The organism is Brevibacillus sp. WF146 (assembly GCF_001673705.2).
GTDB lineage: Bacteria > Bacillota > Bacilli > Brevibacillales > Brevibacillaceae > Brevibacillus > Brevibacillus thermoruber.
The window spans coordinates 2,866,158-2,883,472 of record NZ_CP109943.1 but is presented as its reverse complement, the minus strand read 5'-3'; the positions used below and the strand labels follow the sequence as shown (position 1 = coordinate 2,883,472).

Below are 17,315 nucleotides of genomic sequence, written 5' to 3'. Positions count from 1 at the left end.
CGGACGCTTTTTTTGTACAGGGGAGGGGACGGCAATGCTGCACCATGTGGAACTGTACGTGTCCGATTTGCGCCGGTCGGCCGCCTTTTGGAGCTGGCTATTGGAACAGTTGGGATACGAGCCGTTTCAGGAGTGGGAAAACGGCGTCAGTTGGCGATGCGGGGAGACGTATCTGGTCTTTGTCCAGGCGGAGGAACGGTTTCTCGACATTCCCTACCACCGCTGCCGGGTGGGGCTCAACCATCTGGCGTTTCACGCCCGCAGCCGCAGGCAGGTGGATGCGCTGACGGAGGAACTGCGAAGGCGGGGCGTGACGATCCTGTACGAGGACCGTCATCCCCATGCCGGAGGGCCTGATCACTACGCGGTGTACTTTGAAGATCCGGATCGGATCAAGGTGGAAGTGGTGGCGCCGGTGTGGGGATGAGGGCGCGGGCATGCTTCACGGCGACCGGTGGGAGCGGAGCACGGAAAGGAGCGGGTCGCGGTCTTCCGGAAAGGAAAGTTCCAGATGTTCCAGCGCCTCTGGTGAAATCCATGCCACCTCGTGAATGAGGCCGTCCGGATCGTGGAGACGAGGATGGCCGCCGATGATCTCCGTTTCAAAGTAGTGGACCGTAATCTGGGCATCGTTCGATTTCATTCGCTTCACCCACATCTCGCGCCGTATCCGCACCACGAACCCGGTTTCTTCCCATACCTCGCGGACGCAGCACTCTTGAAGCGTTTCGCCCGGTTTTTTGCCGCCGGAAGGAACAGACCAGCGTTTTGGCTCTTCGGGTGTTCCCTGAAGCACCATCAGCAATTGCCTGTGGTCATTGACACACACGGCGGCAGATCCTTCCCACACGAACAAGTGAGCCACCTCCTTCGTCTTGGCATCATTTTACCATGGACAAACGGAACGTGCTTCACGCAGACCGGCGCCGTTCCCCGCGAGAGCGGAACGGCGCCGGTGCCAAGCCTCTATTGAAACTGGCGGGTGAGCAGCCGTTCGAGAACGGCGACGCCTTGATACATCAGGGTGGCGACCACCGCGATGATCGCCAGGCTCACCATCACCAGGGTAAAATTGAACACCTGAAAACCGTAGATGATCAGATAGCCCAGCCCTTTTTGCGAGACGAGAAACTCGCCGACGATCACGCCCACCCAGGAGAGGCCGACGTTTACCTTGAGCGTGGAGAGAATCGTCGGGATCGTGGCGGGCAGGATCACCATCGTAAAGGTTTGCCGCTTGTTGGCGCCCAGCGTCTGGACCACCTTGACGTAGTTGGGGTTCACTTCCTTGAAGCTGGTGTAGATCACGATGGTGGTGATGATGACGGAGATGGCGCAGCCCATCGCGATCACGGAGAGCAGGCCGGGCCCCAGACCGACGATGAAGACGGGGCCCAGCGCCACCTTGGGCATGCTGTTGCCGACCACGAGGTACGGCTCCAGCACCCGGGAGAGGAAGGGGGACCACCAGATCAGGGTGGCGAGCAGCGTGCCGAGCAGCGTGCCCAGCAGGAAGCCGACAACGGTCTCCCCCACGGTCATCGCCACGTGCGGCAGCAGGCTGCCGTCCAGCAACAGCGACCAGAACAACTGCCACATTTTGGACGGGTAGCTGAAGATCAGCACGTTGATGGCGTTGGCGCGGGCGAGGCCTTCCCAGACGCCGATGAACAAGAGAAACAGGGCCAGTTGGGTGGCGACGATCAGGCAGCGCTGTCTCGCTGCCTGTCTCAAATGGCTGCGGTGGATCGCGTCAATCTCATTTGGCTGCATCGGACACCACCTCCATCTCTTTCCATACCTGGTGAAACAGCTCGTGAAACCCGGGATGATTGCGGGCGTCAAACGGCAGCGCTTCACGGATCGCCGCCGGCACGACCACTTCGCTGCTGATGCGGCCGGGATTGCGCGCCAGGATGTACACCCGGTCGCCCATCGCAATCGACTCGGACAGGTCGTGCGTCACCAGCACGGCCGTTTTTTTGTGGCGGCGCAGGGCGGAGAAAATCAGGTCCTCCAGCTTCAGTTTGGTCTGGTAGTCCAGCGCCGAAAACGGTTCATCCAGCAGCAGGATGTCAGGCTGGCAGGCGAGCGTGCGAACCAGCGCCACCCGCTGCCTCATCCCGCCGGAAAGCTGCGACGGATATGCCTTGCGCACGTCGGCCAGTTCCATTTCCTCCAGCAGATGCAGGGCGTACGCTTCCGTCTCCCGGTTGCGGATGCCTTGTATGTCCAGGCCGAGGAAGATGTTTTCCTCGATCGTGCGCCAGTTGAACAGAAAATCCTGCTGCAGCATGTAGCCCACCTGGCGGGAGGTGCCCTCCACCGGCCGTCCTTCGATCAGAATCTTGCCGGCCGTCGGTTTTTCCAGCCCGGCGATCAGGGAGAGCAGTGTCGTTTTGCCGCAGCCGCTGGGGCCGACCAGGCAGATGAACTCGCCTTCCTCCACGCGCAGGTTGATGTCCCTGACCGCCATGAACGCCCTGGACGTCGTGACGTAGAGATGGGTGACGTGGCGCAGCTCGATCTTGGCCGGCAGAGAAAGAAGCTGGTTCATGGAGCTTACTTCCCTTCCTTTGCGGTTTTGGCGAACGTGGTGTTGACCAGCTTGGCGTAATCGACGCGCTGTTTCAGTTCACCCGCCTGGTCCATGATGTCCTGCAGGAGGTTCCACTCGGTTTCGTCGAGAATCGGGTCGGTGGCGTACGAGCCCTGCTCCAGATAGCGTTTGACGGAGCTTTCCAGAATCTCCGGCTTGACCTCCTGGAAGTAGGGCGCGATCACCTGGGCGGTCTCTTGGGGAGAGTGGCTGGCCACCCATTGTTGCCCTTTGTAGATGGCATTGGTAAACTTTTGGATAGCGGTTTTCCGCTCGTCGAGATAGCTTTGTTTGGCCATGTACGAGGTGTAGGGAACCGTGCCGCTTTCCTTGCCGAACGAGGCGACGACGTACCCGATGCCGTCCGCCTCGAATTGGGACGCCTGCGGCTCGAACAACTGGACGTACGCTCCCGTCCCCGAGGCAAAAGCGGAAGCGACGTTTTTGAATTCGATGTTCTGAATCAACTGCAGGTCGGCGTGCGGATCAATGCCGTGCTTTTTCAGCACGTACTCGCCGACCATCTGCGGCATGCCGCCTTTTCGCTGGCCGAGAAAGACACTGCCCTTCAGTTGGTCGAAGCTGAAGTGCTCCAATTTTTGGCGCGACACGAGGAAGGTGCCGTCCGTCTGCGTCAGCTGCGCAAAGGTGATGACCGGATCGGCCGCTCCCTGCTGGGCGACGTAAATGCTCGTCTCCGAACCGACCAGCGCCACGTCGATGCCGCCGGAGAGCAGGGCGGTCATGGTTTTGTCCCCGCCCCACGTGGTGGTCAGCTCCACGTCGAGCCCTTCCTCTTTGAAAAAGCCTTTTTCCAGCGCGACATACTGGGGGGCGTAAAAGATCGATCGGGTTACTTCCCCGATCCGTATTTTTTCCGGGGCGTCGGCACAGCCGGTCAACAGCGCCGTCAGCGCCAGTCCGGCGGCAAGCCCCAGAGAGAGCAGTCGCTTCATCATAATCCCTCCTGACAGGTCAAGTGCCTGAACGATTTGCCTGATGTAGGGTATGCGCCCCCTGAAAAAAGGGTGAATGCCCAGCGTCCGGACAGGCACCTGGACGTCAGGATGAAAAGGAGACCAATCACAGCATGATCGTTACCTTCCTGGGAACCGGATCGGGTGCCCCGTCGACGCGACGAAACGTCAGCGGGATTGCCCTTCGCTTTGTCCAAACAGGCAAGTGGTGGCTGTTTGACTGCGGCGAGGGCACGCAGCACCAGATTCTGCGTTCGCCGCTAAAAGTGAGTCAATTGGAAAAAATCTTCATTACCCACCTCCACGGGGATCACCTGTACGGCTTGATCGGCCTGCTGGCCAGCCGCTCGCTGCGCAACGACGAGGCATCGGCAGTGGAACTGTACGGGCCGCCGGGCGTGGACCGCTACATCCAGGCGGTGATGGACGTCAGCCCCGTCCATCTGCATTACCCGCTGCATGTGCACATCATCGAGGAAGGGACCGTCTGGGAAAACGAAGAGATGACGGTGTCCTGCCGCCGGGTGCAGCATCGGGTGCCGGCGTACGCCTATGCCGTGGAGGAAAAGGATCGCCCCGGCGCGTTTCTGGCGGACGCGGCCAAACGGGCCGGCATCCCGCAGGGGCCGCTGTACGGAGCGCTGAAGCGGGGAGAGCGGATCACCCTGTCCGACGGCCGTGTCTTCGATGGCCGCGATTTTGTCGGTCCGGCCCAGCCGGGGCGGAAAGTGGTCTACAGCGGAGACACGCAGCCGTGCCGCGCCGTCCGGGAACTGGCGGCCGGGGCCGACCTGCTGATTCACGAGGCGACGTACGCCTACCGGGACAAGGAACTGGCCGTGCGCAGCGGCCACTCCACGGCCCGGGAAGCGGCCCTGCTGGCCCGGGAAGCGGGGGTGAAGGCGCTCTGCCTCACCCACTTCAGCCCGCGCTATGAAAATGAAGACGGGGACCTGACGATGGCCGATCTCTTGGCGGAGGCGCAGGACGTCTTTCCCAATACGACGCTGGCGGAGGATTTTGCCAGCATCCCCGTAAAACGGGTACGCGGCACGGTGGGAGAAACGGAAAATCCCTGCTATAATGAATGATCATCATCAGGAAAGAGGGAGAGCATGAAACGGGTTACCTTTGCAACACCGGAAGAACTGCGGGAGCACTGCCTGCGGGAGAACCTTTCCCTGATCGTGGAGTACCGTGACGAGGAAAACCGGCAGCGGCAGGTCGTCCTGGCGGGAGAGCGGCTGAACGAGCTGGAAGCCTACATCGACCGCCCGAAAGCGGAGGCGTACTTCCGCAAAGACGGCATCTTTCACGAAGTGGTGGCCGGATGGCGGTAACCGGCGAAGAACAGAGAGAGAACCGGAGAGGATAGGTGAACGGGAGTGTCCGGGAAACGAATCGGCGGGCCGCTCGTGGTTCGCTATGCCATGTTTGTACTGGGGCTGTTCATCGGCGCGTTTGGCTGCGCGCTGACGATCAAGGCCCACCTGGGCGTCTCGCCCTGGGATGTGCTGCACATTGGCCTGCAAAAGACCTTTGGGCTGACGATCGGCATCTGGTCGCAAATCGTGGGGGTCATCGTCATCCTTCTTTCGTATGTGCTGGCGAAAATCAAGCCGACGTTTGGCATGTTTTTAAATATGGTCTGCTTTGGCAGTTTTCTCGACTTTTTTCTCTGGCTGGACGTCGTCCCGACAGCCGAGACCATGCTGGAACGGCTGCTGATGCTGCTCGCCGGTGTGCTGGTGATGGCCGTCGGCACCGGGATGTACATCTCCCCGCGGCTGGGCGCAGGGCCGCGCGACAGCTTCATGCTGGCGATGAACGAACGGATGGGATGGAGCATTCAAAAGGTGCGCATCGCCATCGAGGTAACCGTCCTGTTGGCGGGAGCGGCCCTGGGCGGACCGGTGTCGATCGGCACCGTGCTGATCGCGCTGCTGACCGGCCCGCTGATTCAGCGCACGATCCCGTTCTGGCAAACCGTCATGCAAAAACCGTACGGGATGGCGCCTGCCCCCCAAGCCAAAAAGCCTGCAGCTTCTTGACGGAGCGCAGGCTTTTTTGGCGTTTGCAAACGGCAGGGAGGACAGACGACGGGCGGTTTTGCCGTTCGGCTACGGCTGAAATTTGTTCCGGTACTGGGCGAGCGCCAAGAGCGGCCAGATGTAGCGGTAGCTGTGGTAATGAATGTAAAAGCCTCCGGGCAGGGCGGCGCCTGTCGGATAAGACAACGTCCAGTCCCGCCGCATGCGGCGGAACGGGAACCGATGGGGCAGGCCTGCCAAATTGGACGGCGCTGAAATGCAGCACATGGGCGTCCGTCCAATCAATCCATACGTTTGACTCATACCGTATGAGTAGTTGCCGACAAAGGAGGGTAAGCGTAATGAGTAGTCTGTTTAATGGCGGTTTTTTTGACGATTTTGCCTTGGTGCTGGTGTTGTTTGTCTTGCTGACGATCGTCGGGTGCGCCTGCGACAACTAATCCGGACACGCAAAAGGCGGGTATGAGCAAAGGGGGAGCGGAAGCGCTCCCTTTTGCTTTGCGGTTTTTTTGCGCGTGAGGCACAGCAGCTTGGCGGGCGGCTGGAACAGCGCACAGCCATTCGCCCTTTTTTTCCATCCTGTGTGAACACCCAACCCCAAACGCGGCATCTGTACATAGGATGATGCAGACATTTGTCACGACAGGGAGGAATCCAGGTGAAGATCTTGACGTTTCATCATCAAGCGCCGTTTGCCGACATTTTGGCGGAGCTGAAGGAGAAGTTGGCCACCCGGGCGGTGAAACAGCCGTGGCGCTGCTTTGACGACGTCTCCTGCATGTGCATTCGCGATGAACTGTTTCAGATGTACCAGGACCACTTTTTGCGGCACAATCCGATCGTGGAAGAAAACGTGGTGGTCAGCGTGCACACGGAAGAAGAGGTGCCCTGGGGCGTGAAGTATGTAGGGGCGGAACGGATGTGGAAGAGAAGCAAGGGAACCGGGGTGAAGATCGCCGTCATCGATACGGGGATTGACCGCAGCCATTTCGAACTGCGGGATCGGGTGAAAGGAGGCATCGAACTGGTCCGGGGCAAACGCAACGGACACGGCACTCACGTGGCCGGCATCATCGTGGCGGAAATGAACCAGCGGGGGATTGTCGGCGTCTCGCCGGAGGCCGATCTCTACGACGTGCGCACGTTCCGCGAGGACGGCACCGCCACGCTGTCCGACATCATGCGGGCGCTGAACTGGTCGATTGAACACAACATGGAGATCATCAACATGAGCTTTGGCATGCCGCAGTACAGCGAGGCGCTGGCGCGGATCGTCAAAAAGGCCGCGGACCGGGGCATCGTCATGGTGGCGTCGGCCGGCAACAACGGGGGGACGGTGGAATACCCGGCCCGGTATCGGGAGGTGATCGGTGTCGGGGCGGTGGGCCCAAACGGCAAGCTGGCCGAATTCAGCTCGCGCGGAAAAGGGATGACGACGACAGCGCCGGGCGTGGACATTTTGTCCACCTGGCCGGGCAACAGCTTCAAGAAGCTGAACGGAACGTCGATGGCGGCTCCGCACGTGACCGGATTGATTGCGCTGCGCTTGGCGCGGCGGAAAAAAACGGCCGCGAGTTGACCGGCCAAAGGATCCACAATGACGGGCAGGCGATGCCGATGATCGCCTGCCCGTTTCCTTTGTGCCGTCCTGTTCCGCCTGCGGTTATGGTATTATCCCCTTTGAGTAGACAGTAAAAAGCAAGTCCCTTACTGTTAACTCGGAGGGGATTTTCTATGGGGAAAATACGCAAGACGTATCCAATTGAAATAAAGAGAAAAGCGGTACATTTATACCTTGATGGCGACAAAAGTTATAAAACCATCGCAAAGGAACTTGGCATCTCAGATAAAAACATTGTGATGAGATGGGTCAAGCATTTTGAGAATGAAGGGATGAAGGGACTCGAAGAAAAACGAGGGAAAGCGGTTGGACCGAGGAAAGGAAGGCCGAGAAAATGTCTTTTCACCCTAGAAGAGGAAAACTTGAGATTGCGAGCTGAGAATGAATATCTAAAAAAGTGGCTCGGACTCGAAAGGCGGTGAAGAAGCAAAAAGAACAATCAAAATCTTACTCCATCATCCATGAAATGATGGGAACATACTCCGTTTCCTTGCTGTGCTCGGTATCCGGTGTATCACGGAGTGGCTTTTACAAGTGGGTAAAACAGCAGCAGAATCCGTCTCGAAAAATGGTGGAAGACGAGAAATTGAAAGAAATGATTAGGGAATGCCATCAAGAAGTAAACGGCATTTACGGGTACCCGCGAGTAACGGTTTGGCTAACTCAAAGATATGGTATACACGTAAATCGTAAGCGTGTGTATCGACTCATGAAGGAAATGGGGATCCAGGCACGTATTCGCAGGAAACGGAAATTCTTTGGCCGCAAAGAGCAAGTTGTCATTTCCGAAAACAAACTGAACCGTGATTTTATCGCTTCCCGTCCTAACGAAAAATGGGTTACAGATATTACCTATCTGATCTTCAATGGACGTCGACTCTATCTCTCCGTCATTTACGACCTTTTCAACAACGAAGTCGTCGCCTACAGGATAAGTAAACGGAATGACATACGGCTTGTCATGGACACGGTAAAGGCAGCCATAAAAAAAGGAGATGTGAGTGGAGTCCTGTTGCATAGCGACCAAGGATTCCAGTACACATCCCGACAATATCATAACCTACTCAAACAATATAACATTACCGCAAGTATGTCCAGAAAGGGAAATTGTCTGGACAACGCTTGTATGGAGAGTTTTTTCAGCCATCTGAAATCAGAATGCATGTATTTGCACAACTTCAAGACGGATGAAGAAGTACATCACGCTGTTGATCGCTATATTCGTTTTTACAATCACAAACGTTTTCAATCCCGGTTACATAACCTGAGCCCGGTACAATACCGAGCTCAGGCATCTTGAACTAGGGCTTGTTTAAAGTCTGTCTACTTGACAGGGGTAATACCAGTTACTGGTGCGTTTTTGTTTCGTAGTCTTGCTGGACGCGAAACCATATATTAAGATCGTTTATAACGCTGGCCAATTCGTGAATCTCGCTGTTCAACTCGCAGGAGCGGGCGAAGTTTTCTTCCTCGAACATCTGTTTTTGCTTTTCGATGATGATGGCTTCTAACTGAATGATGCGGTCGGGAATCGTTGCGCGAATTTCTTCCCACTCCAGCAGCATGCTGGCCCGCTCTTCCGGCGAATACTCGTCCCAGTCGTGGTAGAGGACGGGAAGCCGAATGCCCAGCCGTTCGTCGTACTGAAATTGATAACGCAAAGCCCTTTCACTCCTCTCCGCTCCCATCATACCAAAAAAGGAGCCGCAGGGGGAGGGCCAAGCCCGCAAAGAGGTGAACCATTGTGACGACTGCAGCCAACGGCCGCGTGCTGATTGACGCCGACGCCTGTCCGCGAAGCGCGCTGGAGATTGCCCGGGCACTGTGCGAGGAAAAAGGGTGGCGCTGCGTCACCTTTGCCAGCTACCATCACCAGCTTCACGGCGAAGATCACGTCGTGGTGGACGCCGGCCCCCAGGCGGTGGACATGAAGCTGGCCAACGAAGCGGGAGCGGGCGACATTGTCGTCACCCAGGACATCGGACTGGCCGCTCTCGTGCTGGGGAAACGGTCCAGGGCCGTGACGCCGCACGGGTCGGTGTTCGATGCGGAACGGATCGCGTTTCAATTGGAAGAACGAAACGAAAAAGCGCGCTTCCGCCGGGGAGGCGGGCGAACCCGCGGACCGTCCGCGCGCACGCAGGAGGACGATCAGCGGTTTGCGGACGGGCTGCGCTTGTTGATGGAGGAGGGAGGACGAGGATGAATCGCCATTTGGCCGGTCTCCTGTGGGGAGCCGGATTCTTTTTGATCTTGTCGCTCGCCCTGATTGCGATGTGGCGCCGGGATTGGTTCGGCCCGCTGGATCAAGCGGCGTTTGCGGCAGCCGCCGGGATGCGGTCCGCGCCCCTGACGGCGGCCATGACGGCGGTGACCCAGTTGGGCGGGGGAATCGTGCTCGCGCCGCTCGGGTTACTTGCGGCCGCGCTGCTGTTCGTGAACGGGTACCGTTCGCAAGCGGCTGCCGTCCTGATCGCCCTCCTGGGCAGCGAACTGTTGAACGAGGGGCTGAAGCACTGGTTTGCCCGGCCGCGGCCGATCGGCTTCAACCTGATCGAGCGGCCCGACTCGTACTCCTTTCCCAGCGGTCATGCGATGGTGAGCCCGCCCTTTTACGCCATGCTCGCCCATCTTCTGCGCGGGCGGCTGGCGGACAAGGCGTGGTCCGTGTACATAACACCTGCTGGTGTGCTCTTGATCGTTCTGATCGCCGCAAGCCGCGTCTACCTCGGCGTGCACTACCTGAGCGATGTGCTAGCCGGCCTCTGTCTGGGCGCTTTCTGGTACTGCCTCGTCCGATACGGTCTGGAAGCGTGGGGCAGCCGGCCGCGGCCGCAGACGGTCGGTCCTGTCACGCCCGCTCAGACGGAATAGCCGAATTCCTGCATCAGGCCCAGCCATTTTTCCACGCTGGGCTTGTTCTTTTTGTCCCGGGGCAGGACGATGTAGGCGGAACGTTTGGGCGGTCGGCTGCCGACAATGGCGATTTCCTTCAGTGTTCCGGCGGCGAGGTCGGCCTTTACCGTCGAACGGGTCAGCAGGCTGACGCCCAGCCCTTCCTTCACCAGGTCGATGGCCAGCTCCGCCTTGTCCACGTGCAGTTTGGGGACAAAGCTGCGCGGCAGCGTCTGCCGGATCCACTCGTCAAACGGCGGCCCCCAATTCATGAAGAGCAGGGGGAGGTTGCGCAGTTCACGAGCGTCCACACGGGTCGCCGCGAGTATCGAGTCGTCCGGGGGGCTGACCAGCACGATCTCGTCTTCCCAGGCGGGAATCACCTCAAAGTTGGGCAGGGACGGTGGCACGTAGACGATCCCGATCTGGATGACGTTGTCCAGGAGAAATTGAATTACGTCGGCGGAGTGGCCCGTTTTGGTGCTGATGGCAATGTGCGGGTAGCGGTAGTGGTACTCCTTGAGAATTGGCTCCAGGATGGAGGTCCAGATCGAATTCAGGCTGCCGATGGAGAGGTAATCCTCGTACGGCTGGAGGGCGGCCACTTCGTTCAGCGCCTCGTTGGCGAGCTTCAGGATCCGTTCGGCGTACGGCAGCAGCGTCAAACCGGCCTGGGTGATCTTCACGCTGCGCTTGTCCCGGGTAAACAGCGGCTTGCCTACTTTTTCTTCCAGTTGTTTGATTCTCGTCGTAACGGTCGATTGGACAACGTGCAGCATTTCTGCAGCTTTTGTGAAGTTTTTCGTTTGCGCCACGGTATAAAAGGCACGCAACTGTTCGAAATCCATATGCTGGGTTCCCTCTTATCACATTCTTTGATTACTCTGTGCAAAAATGTTCGTTTCTCAAATTATACCCGCTTCCGTAAGCTGAGGGTATCGCGAATTGTTTGACAGTTGGTAGAGAGAGTGTGAGAGAGATGAAGAGGGAAGTGTGGAGCGAAACGCCGTTTTCCGTCAAGTTGCTGCTGGCCACCTCGTTTTTGATGAACCTGGGGTTTTACGCGCTGATTCCGTACCTGACCCTGTACTTGACGGGCAGCATCGGGTGGACGGTGGCGATGGCCGGCCTCGTCCTTGGCGTGCGTCAATTCTCGCAGCAGGGATTTGCCTTTCTCGGCGGGGTAGTGGCCGACACCTTTGGCTACAAGGGCACCATGGTACTGGGCCTGTTGATTCGCGCCGCGGGTTTTGCCCTGTTTGCGTTCTGTACAGAGCCGTGGCATTTTTTTCTGGCGGCCGTTCTCTCCGGTTTGGGCGGCTCGCTGTTTGAACCGGCCATGTCGGCCGCTTTTGCCGTGCTGACTCCCGAATCGATCCGCAAAGACGTGTTTGCGTTTCGCAACGTGCTGACCAACATCGGCGTCGTCGGCTCCCAGGTCGTGGGGACCGCCCTGGCCGCCGTCGATTTTACGTACCTGTCGCTGTTTGCCGGCGCCATTTTCGCGGGAAACGGGCTGATCGCGCTGTTCCTGCTGCAGCCGATTGAGGCGAAACACGAGCGGCACGGCGTCTGGGCGAGCATGTCGCTGGTCCTGAAAGACAGGCGCTTTGTCCGCTACACGATGATCCTGATGGGCTACTACTACCTCAACATGCAGATTTTTCTCACCATCCCGCAATTGGCGGAGGACGTGACGCACAGCAAAACCGCCGTCGGCATCGTCTTGTCGGCCGTCTCCGTTTCCGTCATTTTGCTGCAGATGAAGGTCAGCCAGTGGCTGGAGGGGTACGCGCAGCGCCTCACCCTGATCGGATTGGGCACCCTGGTCATGGGATTCGGCTTGTTTTTGCTGGCGTTTGCTGATACGCTGTGGATGTTGATCGCGGATGCGCTCCTGTTCGCCCTGGGCACGATGATCGCCGTGCCCCATATGATGGACATGGTGCAGCGTTTTGCGCCGCGCGAGCACGTCGGTGCCTACTACGGCTTCAACGGGTATTCGCTCGCGATCGGCGGTTCCGTGGGCCAGTTTGCCGGCGGTTGGGTGTACGATGCGGCCCAGCGGCTGGAGATGTCCTGGCTGCCGTGGACGCTGTGCCTGTTCGTCGGCCTCTGGGTGGCCTGGAAGCTGTACCGGATGGAGCAGGAGATGGCTCAATCCGGCAGCGACTGTATGAGGATGGCCCGCTCCTGAAAAATTTTTTTGTGCTGGCTTGAAACATTTTCCATCTTCCGCTCGTATATAACGGTAGAGATGGTTGGCACAAGAGAAAGGGAGGGAATCACATATGGAAGACATGAAGAAACTGAAACGGATGCTGCTTGTAACCAGTTCCCTTGGATTTGCCGTCTTTGCCATGGTGGTAATCACGGAGATTGTACGCGTAGCCATGTAACACGCCGTACGACGCACGATAACAACTTACATGAATCGCTCGCGGAAACGAAAAGCTTGCGGTCCCTCAAAGGCCGCAAGCTTTTCTGTGTGGAAAGGCGCGTTCCGCGTTCGGTTCGGTTTGGCTTGGTGCGGGAAACAGGGGACCGCCCGCGCCCCCATCCCGGATCAGCGGTGCATCCGGCCGGTCAGGCCGCGTTTTGATCCGTCCAGCCGTTCTTTTTTTTGACATGCAGATGGTAGATGAGGATGCAGGCCGCGAGGAACGGAATCCCGCAGTACAGCGCGATCCGCTGCTCCGGGTCGAATGCCAGGCTGACCAGCACGGTGATGTTGAGAATCAGCGCGATCAGCGGAAGCACCGGGTAGAACGGCGTCCGGAACTTCAGGTCCTCCAGCAAGCCGCCGTTTCGCAGGTAATGGCGGCGGAATGCGAGCTGGGACAGGGAGATGGAAATCCAGCCCACCTGCGCCCCCAGACCGGCGATGGACAGCAGGACCATAAACACGGTGTCTTCCGCGATGAAGCCGGACAAGAGCGACAGCAGGGAAATGGCAAAGGTGATCAGGAGCGCGTGCATCGGAATCCCCTTGTGGTTGACCGTCGCCAGTTTGTCGCTGGCCATGCCTTCTTTCGACAGGGAGTAGAGCATCCGGGTGGCTGCGTACAAGCCGGAGTTGGCCACGGACAACAGCGCCGTCAGCACGACGAAGTTCATGATGTCGGCCGCATACGGGATGCCGATGCTGTCAAAGACGACAACAAACGGACTTTCGATCACGCCCGCCTGCTGGTAGGGGATCATGCCGGCCAGGACGAAGATCGCCAGCACGAAAAAGACGAGCGTGCGCCAAACGGTGTTGCGGATCGATTTGGGAATCGTCTTTTCCGGCTCCTTGCTCTCGCCGGCGGCAATGCCGATCAGCTCCGTTCCCTGGAAGGAAAAGTTGACGGTGATCATCGTCAGCAAGAGACCGGTGATCCCGTTGGGCAGAAGCGGGCTGTCCAGGTAATGGGAGAGCATCGGGGCGGGTTGGCCGTTTTTCATCTCGATCAGGCCGAACATGGCGGCGCCGCCCAGAATGATGAACAGGATGATAGCGCTTACCTTTATGCTCGAAAACCAGAATTCCGTCTCCCCGAACGCCCGCGCCGAAAGCGCATTCAATACGAACAAGACGGCACCGAAAATCGCGCACCACATCCAGACCGGTGAATCGGGAAACCAGCGCTGCATCAGCATGCCCGAAGACAAGAGCTCCAGCGCCACCGTGACGGCCCAGCCGAACCAGTACAGCCAGCCGACGGCAAACCCGAGCGACGGGCTGACAAACCGGGTCAGGTAGGTCTGGAACGAACCGGCCACCGGCATCGCCACGGACAGCTCGCCCAGGCAGAGCATCGTCAGATACATGATCAGGCCGCCAACCAGGTAGGAGACTATCGTTCCGATCGGTCCCGCCTGGCTGATGGTATAGCCGGAGCCCAGGAACAGGCCGGTTCCGATTACGCCGCCGAGCGAAATCATGAACAGGTGGCGGCTGCTCATGGCCCGTTTCAATTCGTGGTGGTGCTCTTTCCGTGATGTCATGTAACCCTCTCCTTCAGGAAAAATACAAACAGCCTTGCATAACCTGCGAGGACATGTCATGCAAGGAGTGTACCAAGTCGGAATTGTTTTACGTTTGCGGACAATTGCAAAAACGGGGACAGCCTGTGCAAACGAATTGGGCAGCAAGCGCAAAAAAGTTCGTCAGCCGCCAAAAATGTTGGCGCACCTCACGAAGGCTTCACGCCCAGTTTGCGCAGGCGGTACTGCAGGCTCTGCCGGCTGATTCCCAATTCCCTGGCGGCGCGGGAGATGTTGCCGTTGTGCTTTTCGACCACGCGCTGTATGTAGTATGTCTCAAACTCCCGCATTTTTTCTTTCAGCGGCTTGATCTCGTCCGCAAACGGCTGAACCGGCATCTTTTCCTTGGCGGCTCCTGCCGTGCGGCGCAAAAAGTGATAGGGAAGATGCGCGGAAGTGATGACCGTTTCGTCCGCCATCAGGTTCATCGCGCCTTCGATGACATGCTGCAGCTCCCGCACGTTTCCGGGCCAGTCGTGGGAGAGGAAAAAGCGCATGACCTCGTCGCTGATCCCCGTCACGTTCATCTGAAACAACTGGTTGTACTTGCGGATAAAATGGTCGACGAGCAGGGGAATGTCCTCTTTTCGCTCGCGCAATGGCGGGATGAAGAGCGTGACCACACCCAGCCGGTAGTACAGGTCCTTGCGCAGCCGCTGTTGGGAGATCGCCTCGATGGGGTCTTCGTTCAGCGCGGCGATGATGCGCACGTCGATCGCCCGGTCCTTCGTGTCGCCGATGCGCCGGATGGACTTTTCCTGCAGGGCACGCAACAATTTGGCCTGCAGCGGCATACTAAGCGAGTTAATCTCGTCCAAAAACAGCGTGCCGCCTTCCGCCTGTTCAAACAGCCCCGGCCGCTCCACCGCTCCGGTAAAGGCGCCGCGCGCGGTGCCGAAGAGCAGCCCCTCGATCAGGGTATCGGGCAGGGCGGCGCAATTTTGCGAAATAAACGGGCCTCCCGCGCGCAGGCTGGCGTTGTGGATACTCTGCACGAACAGCTCCTTGCCGGCGCCGGTTTCACCCACCACCAGCACGGAAGACGAGGTCCGCGCCGCACGTTTGGCGCTCTCGATCACTTCGCGGATGGCCGGGCTCTCGCCGATCATGGTGTCAAACGTGTAGCGGGCGCCGTTTTTGTCCCACAGATTTTCGCGAATCAGCCGCTCCATCTTGGTGACGTCGTTGGCAATCTCCATCGCCCCGATGATCCGGCCGTCCTCCATAAGCGGGAAGGTATTGTTGATGGTGGTGATTTCGATCCCTTTGTCGTTGAAGTAGGTTTGCCGCACGTTGCGCACGCTTTTGCCCGTCCGCAGGCAGCGAAGGAGCGTGCTCTCCTGCCCCTGCGGAAACTGGAACACCTCTGCCAGCGGCCTGCCCAGCACGTCGCGTTTGTTCATCGCCTCCAGTTCCGTCATCTTCCGGTTGTACACGATGGACGTCCCCTGGGCGTCAATGACGTGGACCCCTTCGCTGATGCTGTCGAGAATGTGTTCGTAGATGCGCAAGAAGGTTTCATGCGACTCGTTCGCCATCATCATGCACCTGCCTGTCATTCCTATGAAGGTTATCATACCATAGGAGGAGGCATGTGCAAAATGATTGTGCACCTGTGCGAAAACATACGAGGGACATGCAAAAAAATTTTGCAACTGCTGGAATGGAACCACCGGAGGTTCAAGCTGCGGCAAGATTTGGCTTGGTTGGCATCATTCTTGAATGGATGAACAGGACAACAAGCGATTCAAGGAGGCAGACAACATGAACAAGACCAAGGCGGTCATCGATCAAACCGAGAAATACGGCGCGCATAACTACCATCCGCTGCCGATCGTCATCTCCAAAGCGGAAGGCGTTTGGGTGGAAGACCCGGAAGGCAACAGATACCTGGACATGCTGAGCGCGTATTCGGCACTGAACCAGGGCCACCGCCATCCCCGCATCATCCAGGCGCTGAAGGACCAGGCGGACAAGGTGACGCTGACCTCGCGCGCTTTTTACAACGACCAGTTGGGCGTGTTCTATGAAAAACTGGCGCAGTTGACCGGCAAGGAGATGATCCTGCCGATGAACACCGGAGCGGAGGCGGTGGAGACAGCGCTGAAAGCCGTGCGCCGCTGGGCGTACGAGGTGAAAAAGGTGCCGGAAAACCAGGCGGAAATCATCGTCTGTGAAGGCAATTTCCACGGCCGTACCATCACGGTTACGTCGTTCTCATCCGATCCGTCCTACAAGCGCGGGTTCGGGCCGTTCACCCCGGGCTTCAAAATCATCCCGTACGGCGACATCGAGGCCCTCAAGCAGGCGATCACGCCGAACACGGCGGCGTTCATGCTGGAGCCGATCCAGGGCGAAGCCGGCATCATCATTCCGCCGGACGGCTTCCTGAAGCAGGCGTACGACGTGTGCAAAGCCAACAACGTGCTGCTCGTCTGCGACGAGATCCAGACCGGGTTTGGCCGCACGGGCAAGCTGTTCGCGTCCGATTGGGAGGACGTCAAGCCGGACGTGTACATCATGGGCAAAGCACTGGGCGGCGGCGTGTTCCCGATCTCCGCAGTGGCTGCGGACAGGGAAGTGCTCGGGGTCTTTGAACCGGGGTCCCACGGCTCCACGTTTGGCGGCAATCCGCTGGGCTGCGCCGTCGCCGTGGCCGCACTGGACGTCCTGATCGACGAAAAGCTGGTGGATCGTTCCCGCGAACTGGGGGCGTACTTCATGGAAAAGCTGAAAGAGATCCGCAACCCGCTGATCAAGGAAATCCGCGGCCGCGGCCTGTTTATCGGACTGGAGCTGAAAACGGCCGCCCGTCCGTACTGCGAGCAGTTGAAGGAACGGGGTCTCTTGTGCAAAGAGACGCACGAGACGACCATCCGCTTTGCGCCGCCGCTGGTCATCAGCAAAGAAGAGCTGGATTGGGCGATCGAGCGGATCAGACAGGTGCTGCACATCGCCGAGCCGGCCAACGCGTAAAGCACGGCTGCGCCCATACCGCTGAAAAACGAAAACCACCCCGACCGGGTGGTTTTTTGCTGCGTTTTACCTTGATCCTGACGCCGGGGATGGGGGCGGAGTCCGGCTGCCGCTCCTGACCGGCCACAATCGTTCGACAAATTGTGACATGGTGTGGATAAGCGTTC

The 17,315-nt window shown here is 58.5% G+C and carries 20 protein-coding genes and 1 pseudogene; 12 read left to right on the top strand and 9 right to left on the bottom strand.

The features are described from left to right. Nucleotides 1-34: 34 nt before the first annotated feature. On the top strand, nt 35-427 hold the full coding sequence (locus A6764_RS14290; protein WP_065066172.1) for a VOC family protein: 393 nt from the start codon (nt 35-37) through the stop codon (nt 425-427). A 15-nt stretch (nt 428-442) separates the two neighbouring features. Here the strand turns inward: A6764_RS14290 and A6764_RS14285 are convergent, their stop codons facing one another. The 4 genes from A6764_RS14285 to A6764_RS14270 form a co-directional block, all read right to left on the bottom strand. Beyond that, nucleotides 443-850 (bottom strand): NUDIX hydrolase, encoded by a 408-nt coding sequence (locus tag A6764_RS14285; RefSeq protein WP_413541992.1) that lies wholly within the window; start codon nt 848-850, stop codon nt 443-445. A gap of 116 nt (nt 851-966) precedes the next feature. Beyond that, a complete protein-coding gene (locus A6764_RS14280; RefSeq protein WP_065066175.1) occupies nt 967-1,773 on the bottom strand; it encodes an ABC transporter permease in 807 nt (268 codons plus the stop codon). After that, complete coding sequence (locus A6764_RS14275; RefSeq protein ID WP_029099363.1) at nt 1,760-2,557, bottom strand: ABC transporter ATP-binding protein; 798 nt, start codon at nt 2,555-2,557, stop codon at nt 1,760-1,762. The genes A6764_RS14280 and A6764_RS14275 overlap by 14 nt, the downstream gene beginning before the upstream one ends. Nucleotides 2,558-2,562: 5 nt before the next feature. Continuing rightward, complete coding sequence (locus A6764_RS14270; protein ID WP_065066176.1) at nt 2,563-3,555, bottom strand: ABC transporter substrate-binding protein; 993 nt, start codon at nt 3,553-3,555, stop codon at nt 2,563-2,565. Between the two features lie 134 nt (nt 3,556-3,689). On the opposite strand from A6764_RS14270, the gene rnz reads away from it, so the two are divergent. The 3 genes from rnz to A6764_RS14255 all read left to right on the top strand — a co-directional run bounded on the left by rnz (nt 3,690) and on the right by A6764_RS14255 (nt 5,627). Then, on the top strand, nt 3,690-4,667 hold the full coding sequence (gene rnz / locus A6764_RS14265) for a ribonuclease Z (protein ID WP_035298056.1): 978 nt from the start codon (nt 3,690-3,692) through the stop codon (nt 4,665-4,667). A gap of 24 nt (nt 4,668-4,691) precedes the next feature. Next, nucleotides 4,692-4,916, top strand: a complete 225-nt coding sequence (locus A6764_RS14260; protein ID WP_029099366.1) for a hypothetical protein — start codon at nt 4,692-4,694, stop codon at nt 4,914-4,916. A gap of 90 nt (nt 4,917-5,006) precedes the next feature. Further along, a complete protein-coding gene (locus tag A6764_RS14255) occupies nt 5,007-5,627 on the top strand; it encodes a YczE/YyaS/YitT family protein (RefSeq protein ID WP_051967959.1) in 621 nt (206 codons plus the stop codon). A 69-nt stretch (nt 5,628-5,696) separates the two neighbouring features. Here the strand turns inward: A6764_RS14255 and A6764_RS14250 are convergent. After that, nucleotides 5,697-5,825, bottom strand: a pseudogene (locus tag A6764_RS14250) (squalene--hopene cyclase); the annotation flags it as partial. A gap of 143 nt (nt 5,826-5,968) precedes the next feature. Between A6764_RS14250 and A6764_RS14245 the strand changes: the two are divergent. From A6764_RS14245 to A6764_RS14230, 4 genes are all read left to right on the top strand, one after another. Next, on the top strand, nt 5,969-6,067 hold the full coding sequence (locus A6764_RS14245; protein WP_029099369.1) for a YjcZ family sporulation protein: 99 nt from the start codon (nt 5,969-5,971) through the stop codon (nt 6,065-6,067). 218 nt (nt 6,068-6,285) lie between these two features. Beyond that, nucleotides 6,286-7,206 (top strand): S8 family peptidase, encoded by a 921-nt coding sequence (locus A6764_RS14240; RefSeq protein WP_065066179.1) that lies wholly within the window; start codon nt 6,286-6,288, stop codon nt 7,204-7,206. Nucleotides 7,207-7,361: 155 nt separating this feature from the next. Further along, nucleotides 7,362-7,670 carry a transposase gene (locus tag A6764_RS14235; protein ID WP_065068441.1) on the top strand — a complete coding sequence of 103 codons (309 nt, stop codon included), beginning with the start codon at nt 7,362-7,364 and terminating at the stop codon, nt 7,668-7,670. Then, the gene (locus tag A6764_RS14230) at nt 7,667-8,548 is read left to right on the top strand and encodes an IS3 family transposase (RefSeq protein WP_264622263.1); all 882 of its coding nucleotides are present in this window, start codon (nt 7,667-7,669) and stop codon (nt 8,546-8,548) included. Before A6764_RS14235 ends, A6764_RS14230 begins: the two co-directional genes overlap by 4 nt. A 46-nt stretch (nt 8,549-8,594) precedes the next feature. Here the strand turns inward: A6764_RS14230 and A6764_RS14225 are convergent, their stop codons facing one another. Continuing rightward, complete coding sequence (locus A6764_RS14225; protein ID WP_035289805.1) at nt 8,595-8,936, bottom strand: hypothetical protein; 342 nt, start codon at nt 8,934-8,936, stop codon at nt 8,595-8,597. Between the two features lie 56 nt (nt 8,937-8,992). On the opposite strand from A6764_RS14225, the gene A6764_RS14220 reads away from it, so the two are divergent. Both A6764_RS14220 and A6764_RS14215 read left to right on the top strand, forming a co-directional pair. Then, a complete protein-coding gene (locus tag A6764_RS14220; protein WP_065066177.1) occupies nt 8,993-9,454 on the top strand; it encodes a YaiI/YqxD family protein in 462 nt (153 codons plus the stop codon). Beyond that, on the top strand, nt 9,451-10,122 hold the full coding sequence (locus A6764_RS14215) for a phosphatase PAP2 family protein (protein ID WP_264622262.1): 672 nt from the start codon (nt 9,451-9,453) through the stop codon (nt 10,120-10,122). Before A6764_RS14220 ends, A6764_RS14215 begins: the two co-directional genes overlap by 4 nt. Here A6764_RS14215 and A6764_RS14210 read toward each other — a convergent pair. Then, a complete protein-coding gene (locus A6764_RS14210; protein WP_029099373.1) occupies nt 10,110-10,991 on the bottom strand; it encodes a LysR family transcriptional regulator in 882 nt (293 codons plus the stop codon). The two genes, A6764_RS14215 and A6764_RS14210, sit on opposite strands and share 13 nt — an antisense overlap. A gap of 131 nt (nt 10,992-11,122) precedes the next feature. Between A6764_RS14210 and A6764_RS14205 the strand changes: the two genes are divergently transcribed. Beyond that, nucleotides 11,123-12,340, top strand: coding sequence for an MDR family MFS transporter (locus A6764_RS14205; RefSeq protein WP_029099374.1), 1,218 nt, complete (start codon nt 11,123-11,125; stop codon nt 12,338-12,340). 389 nt (nt 12,341-12,729) lie between these two features. Here the strand turns inward: A6764_RS14205 and A6764_RS14200 are convergent, their stop codons facing one another. Together A6764_RS14200 and A6764_RS14195 are read right to left on the bottom strand one after the other, a co-directional pair. Continuing rightward, nucleotides 12,730-14,133, bottom strand: coding sequence for an amino acid permease (locus A6764_RS14200; RefSeq protein ID WP_029099375.1), 1,404 nt, complete (start codon nt 14,131-14,133; stop codon nt 12,730-12,732). 188 nt (nt 14,134-14,321) lie between these two features. Beyond that, the gene (locus tag A6764_RS14195; protein ID WP_370512100.1) at nt 14,322-15,713 is read right to left on the bottom strand and encodes a sigma-54 interaction domain-containing protein; all 1,392 of its coding nucleotides are present in this window, start codon (nt 15,711-15,713) and stop codon (nt 14,322-14,324) included. Between the two features lie 223 nt (nt 15,714-15,936). On the opposite strand from A6764_RS14195, the gene A6764_RS14190 reads away from it, so the two are divergent. After that, nucleotides 15,937-17,148: an ornithine--oxo-acid transaminase gene (locus A6764_RS14190; protein WP_029099377.1), complete on the top strand. Its 1,212-nt coding sequence runs from the start codon at nt 15,937-15,939 to the stop codon at nt 17,146-17,148. The last annotated feature ends 167 nt before the right edge of the window (nt 17,149-17,315 follow it).

Coding starts and splice junctions, on each gene's coding strand:
- A6764_RS14235 (WP_065068441.1), top strand. CDS start 7,362: ATGGGGAAAATACGCAAGACGTATCCAATTGAAATAAAGAGAAAAGCG.
- A6764_RS14280 (WP_065066175.1), bottom strand. CDS start 1,773: ATGCAGCCAAATGAGATTGACGCGATCCACCGCAGCCATTTGAGACAG.
- A6764_RS14195 (WP_370512100.1), bottom strand. CDS start 15,713: ATGATGGCGAACGAGTCGCATGAAACCTTCTTGCGCATCTACGAACAC.
- rnz (WP_035298056.1), top strand. CDS start 3,690: ATGATCGTTACCTTCCTGGGAACCGGATCGGGTGCCCCGTCGACGCGA.
- A6764_RS14290 (WP_065066172.1), top strand. CDS start 35: ATGCTGCACCATGTGGAACTGTACGTGTCCGATTTGCGCCGGTCGGCC.
- A6764_RS14215 (WP_264622262.1), top strand. CDS start 9,451: ATGAATCGCCATTTGGCCGGTCTCCTGTGGGGAGCCGGATTCTTTTTG.
- A6764_RS14200 (WP_029099375.1), bottom strand. CDS start 14,133: ATGACATCACGGAAAGAGCACCACCACGAATTGAAACGGGCCATGAGC.
- A6764_RS14245 (WP_029099369.1), top strand. CDS start 5,969: ATGAGTAGTCTGTTTAATGGCGGTTTTTTTGACGATTTTGCCTTGGTG.
- A6764_RS14210 (WP_029099373.1), bottom strand. CDS start 10,991: ATGGATTTCGAACAGTTGCGTGCCTTTTATACCGTGGCGCAAACGAAA.
- A6764_RS14260 (WP_029099366.1), top strand. CDS start 4,692: ATGAAACGGGTTACCTTTGCAACACCGGAAGAACTGCGGGAGCACTGC.
- A6764_RS14270 (WP_065066176.1), bottom strand. CDS start 3,555: ATGAAGCGACTGCTCTCTCTGGGGCTTGCCGCCGGACTGGCGCTGACG.
- A6764_RS14205 (WP_029099374.1), top strand. CDS start 11,123: ATGAAGAGGGAAGTGTGGAGCGAAACGCCGTTTTCCGTCAAGTTGCTG.
- A6764_RS14275 (WP_029099363.1), bottom strand. CDS start 2,557: ATGAACCAGCTTCTTTCTCTGCCGGCCAAGATCGAGCTGCGCCACGTC.
- A6764_RS14225 (WP_035289805.1), bottom strand. CDS start 8,936: ATGGGAGCGGAGAGGAGTGAAAGGGCTTTGCGTTATCAATTTCAGTAC.
- A6764_RS14190 (WP_029099377.1), top strand. CDS start 15,937: ATGAACAAGACCAAGGCGGTCATCGATCAAACCGAGAAATACGGCGCG.
- A6764_RS14255 (WP_051967959.1), top strand. CDS start 5,007: ATGTTTGTACTGGGGCTGTTCATCGGCGCGTTTGGCTGCGCGCTGACG.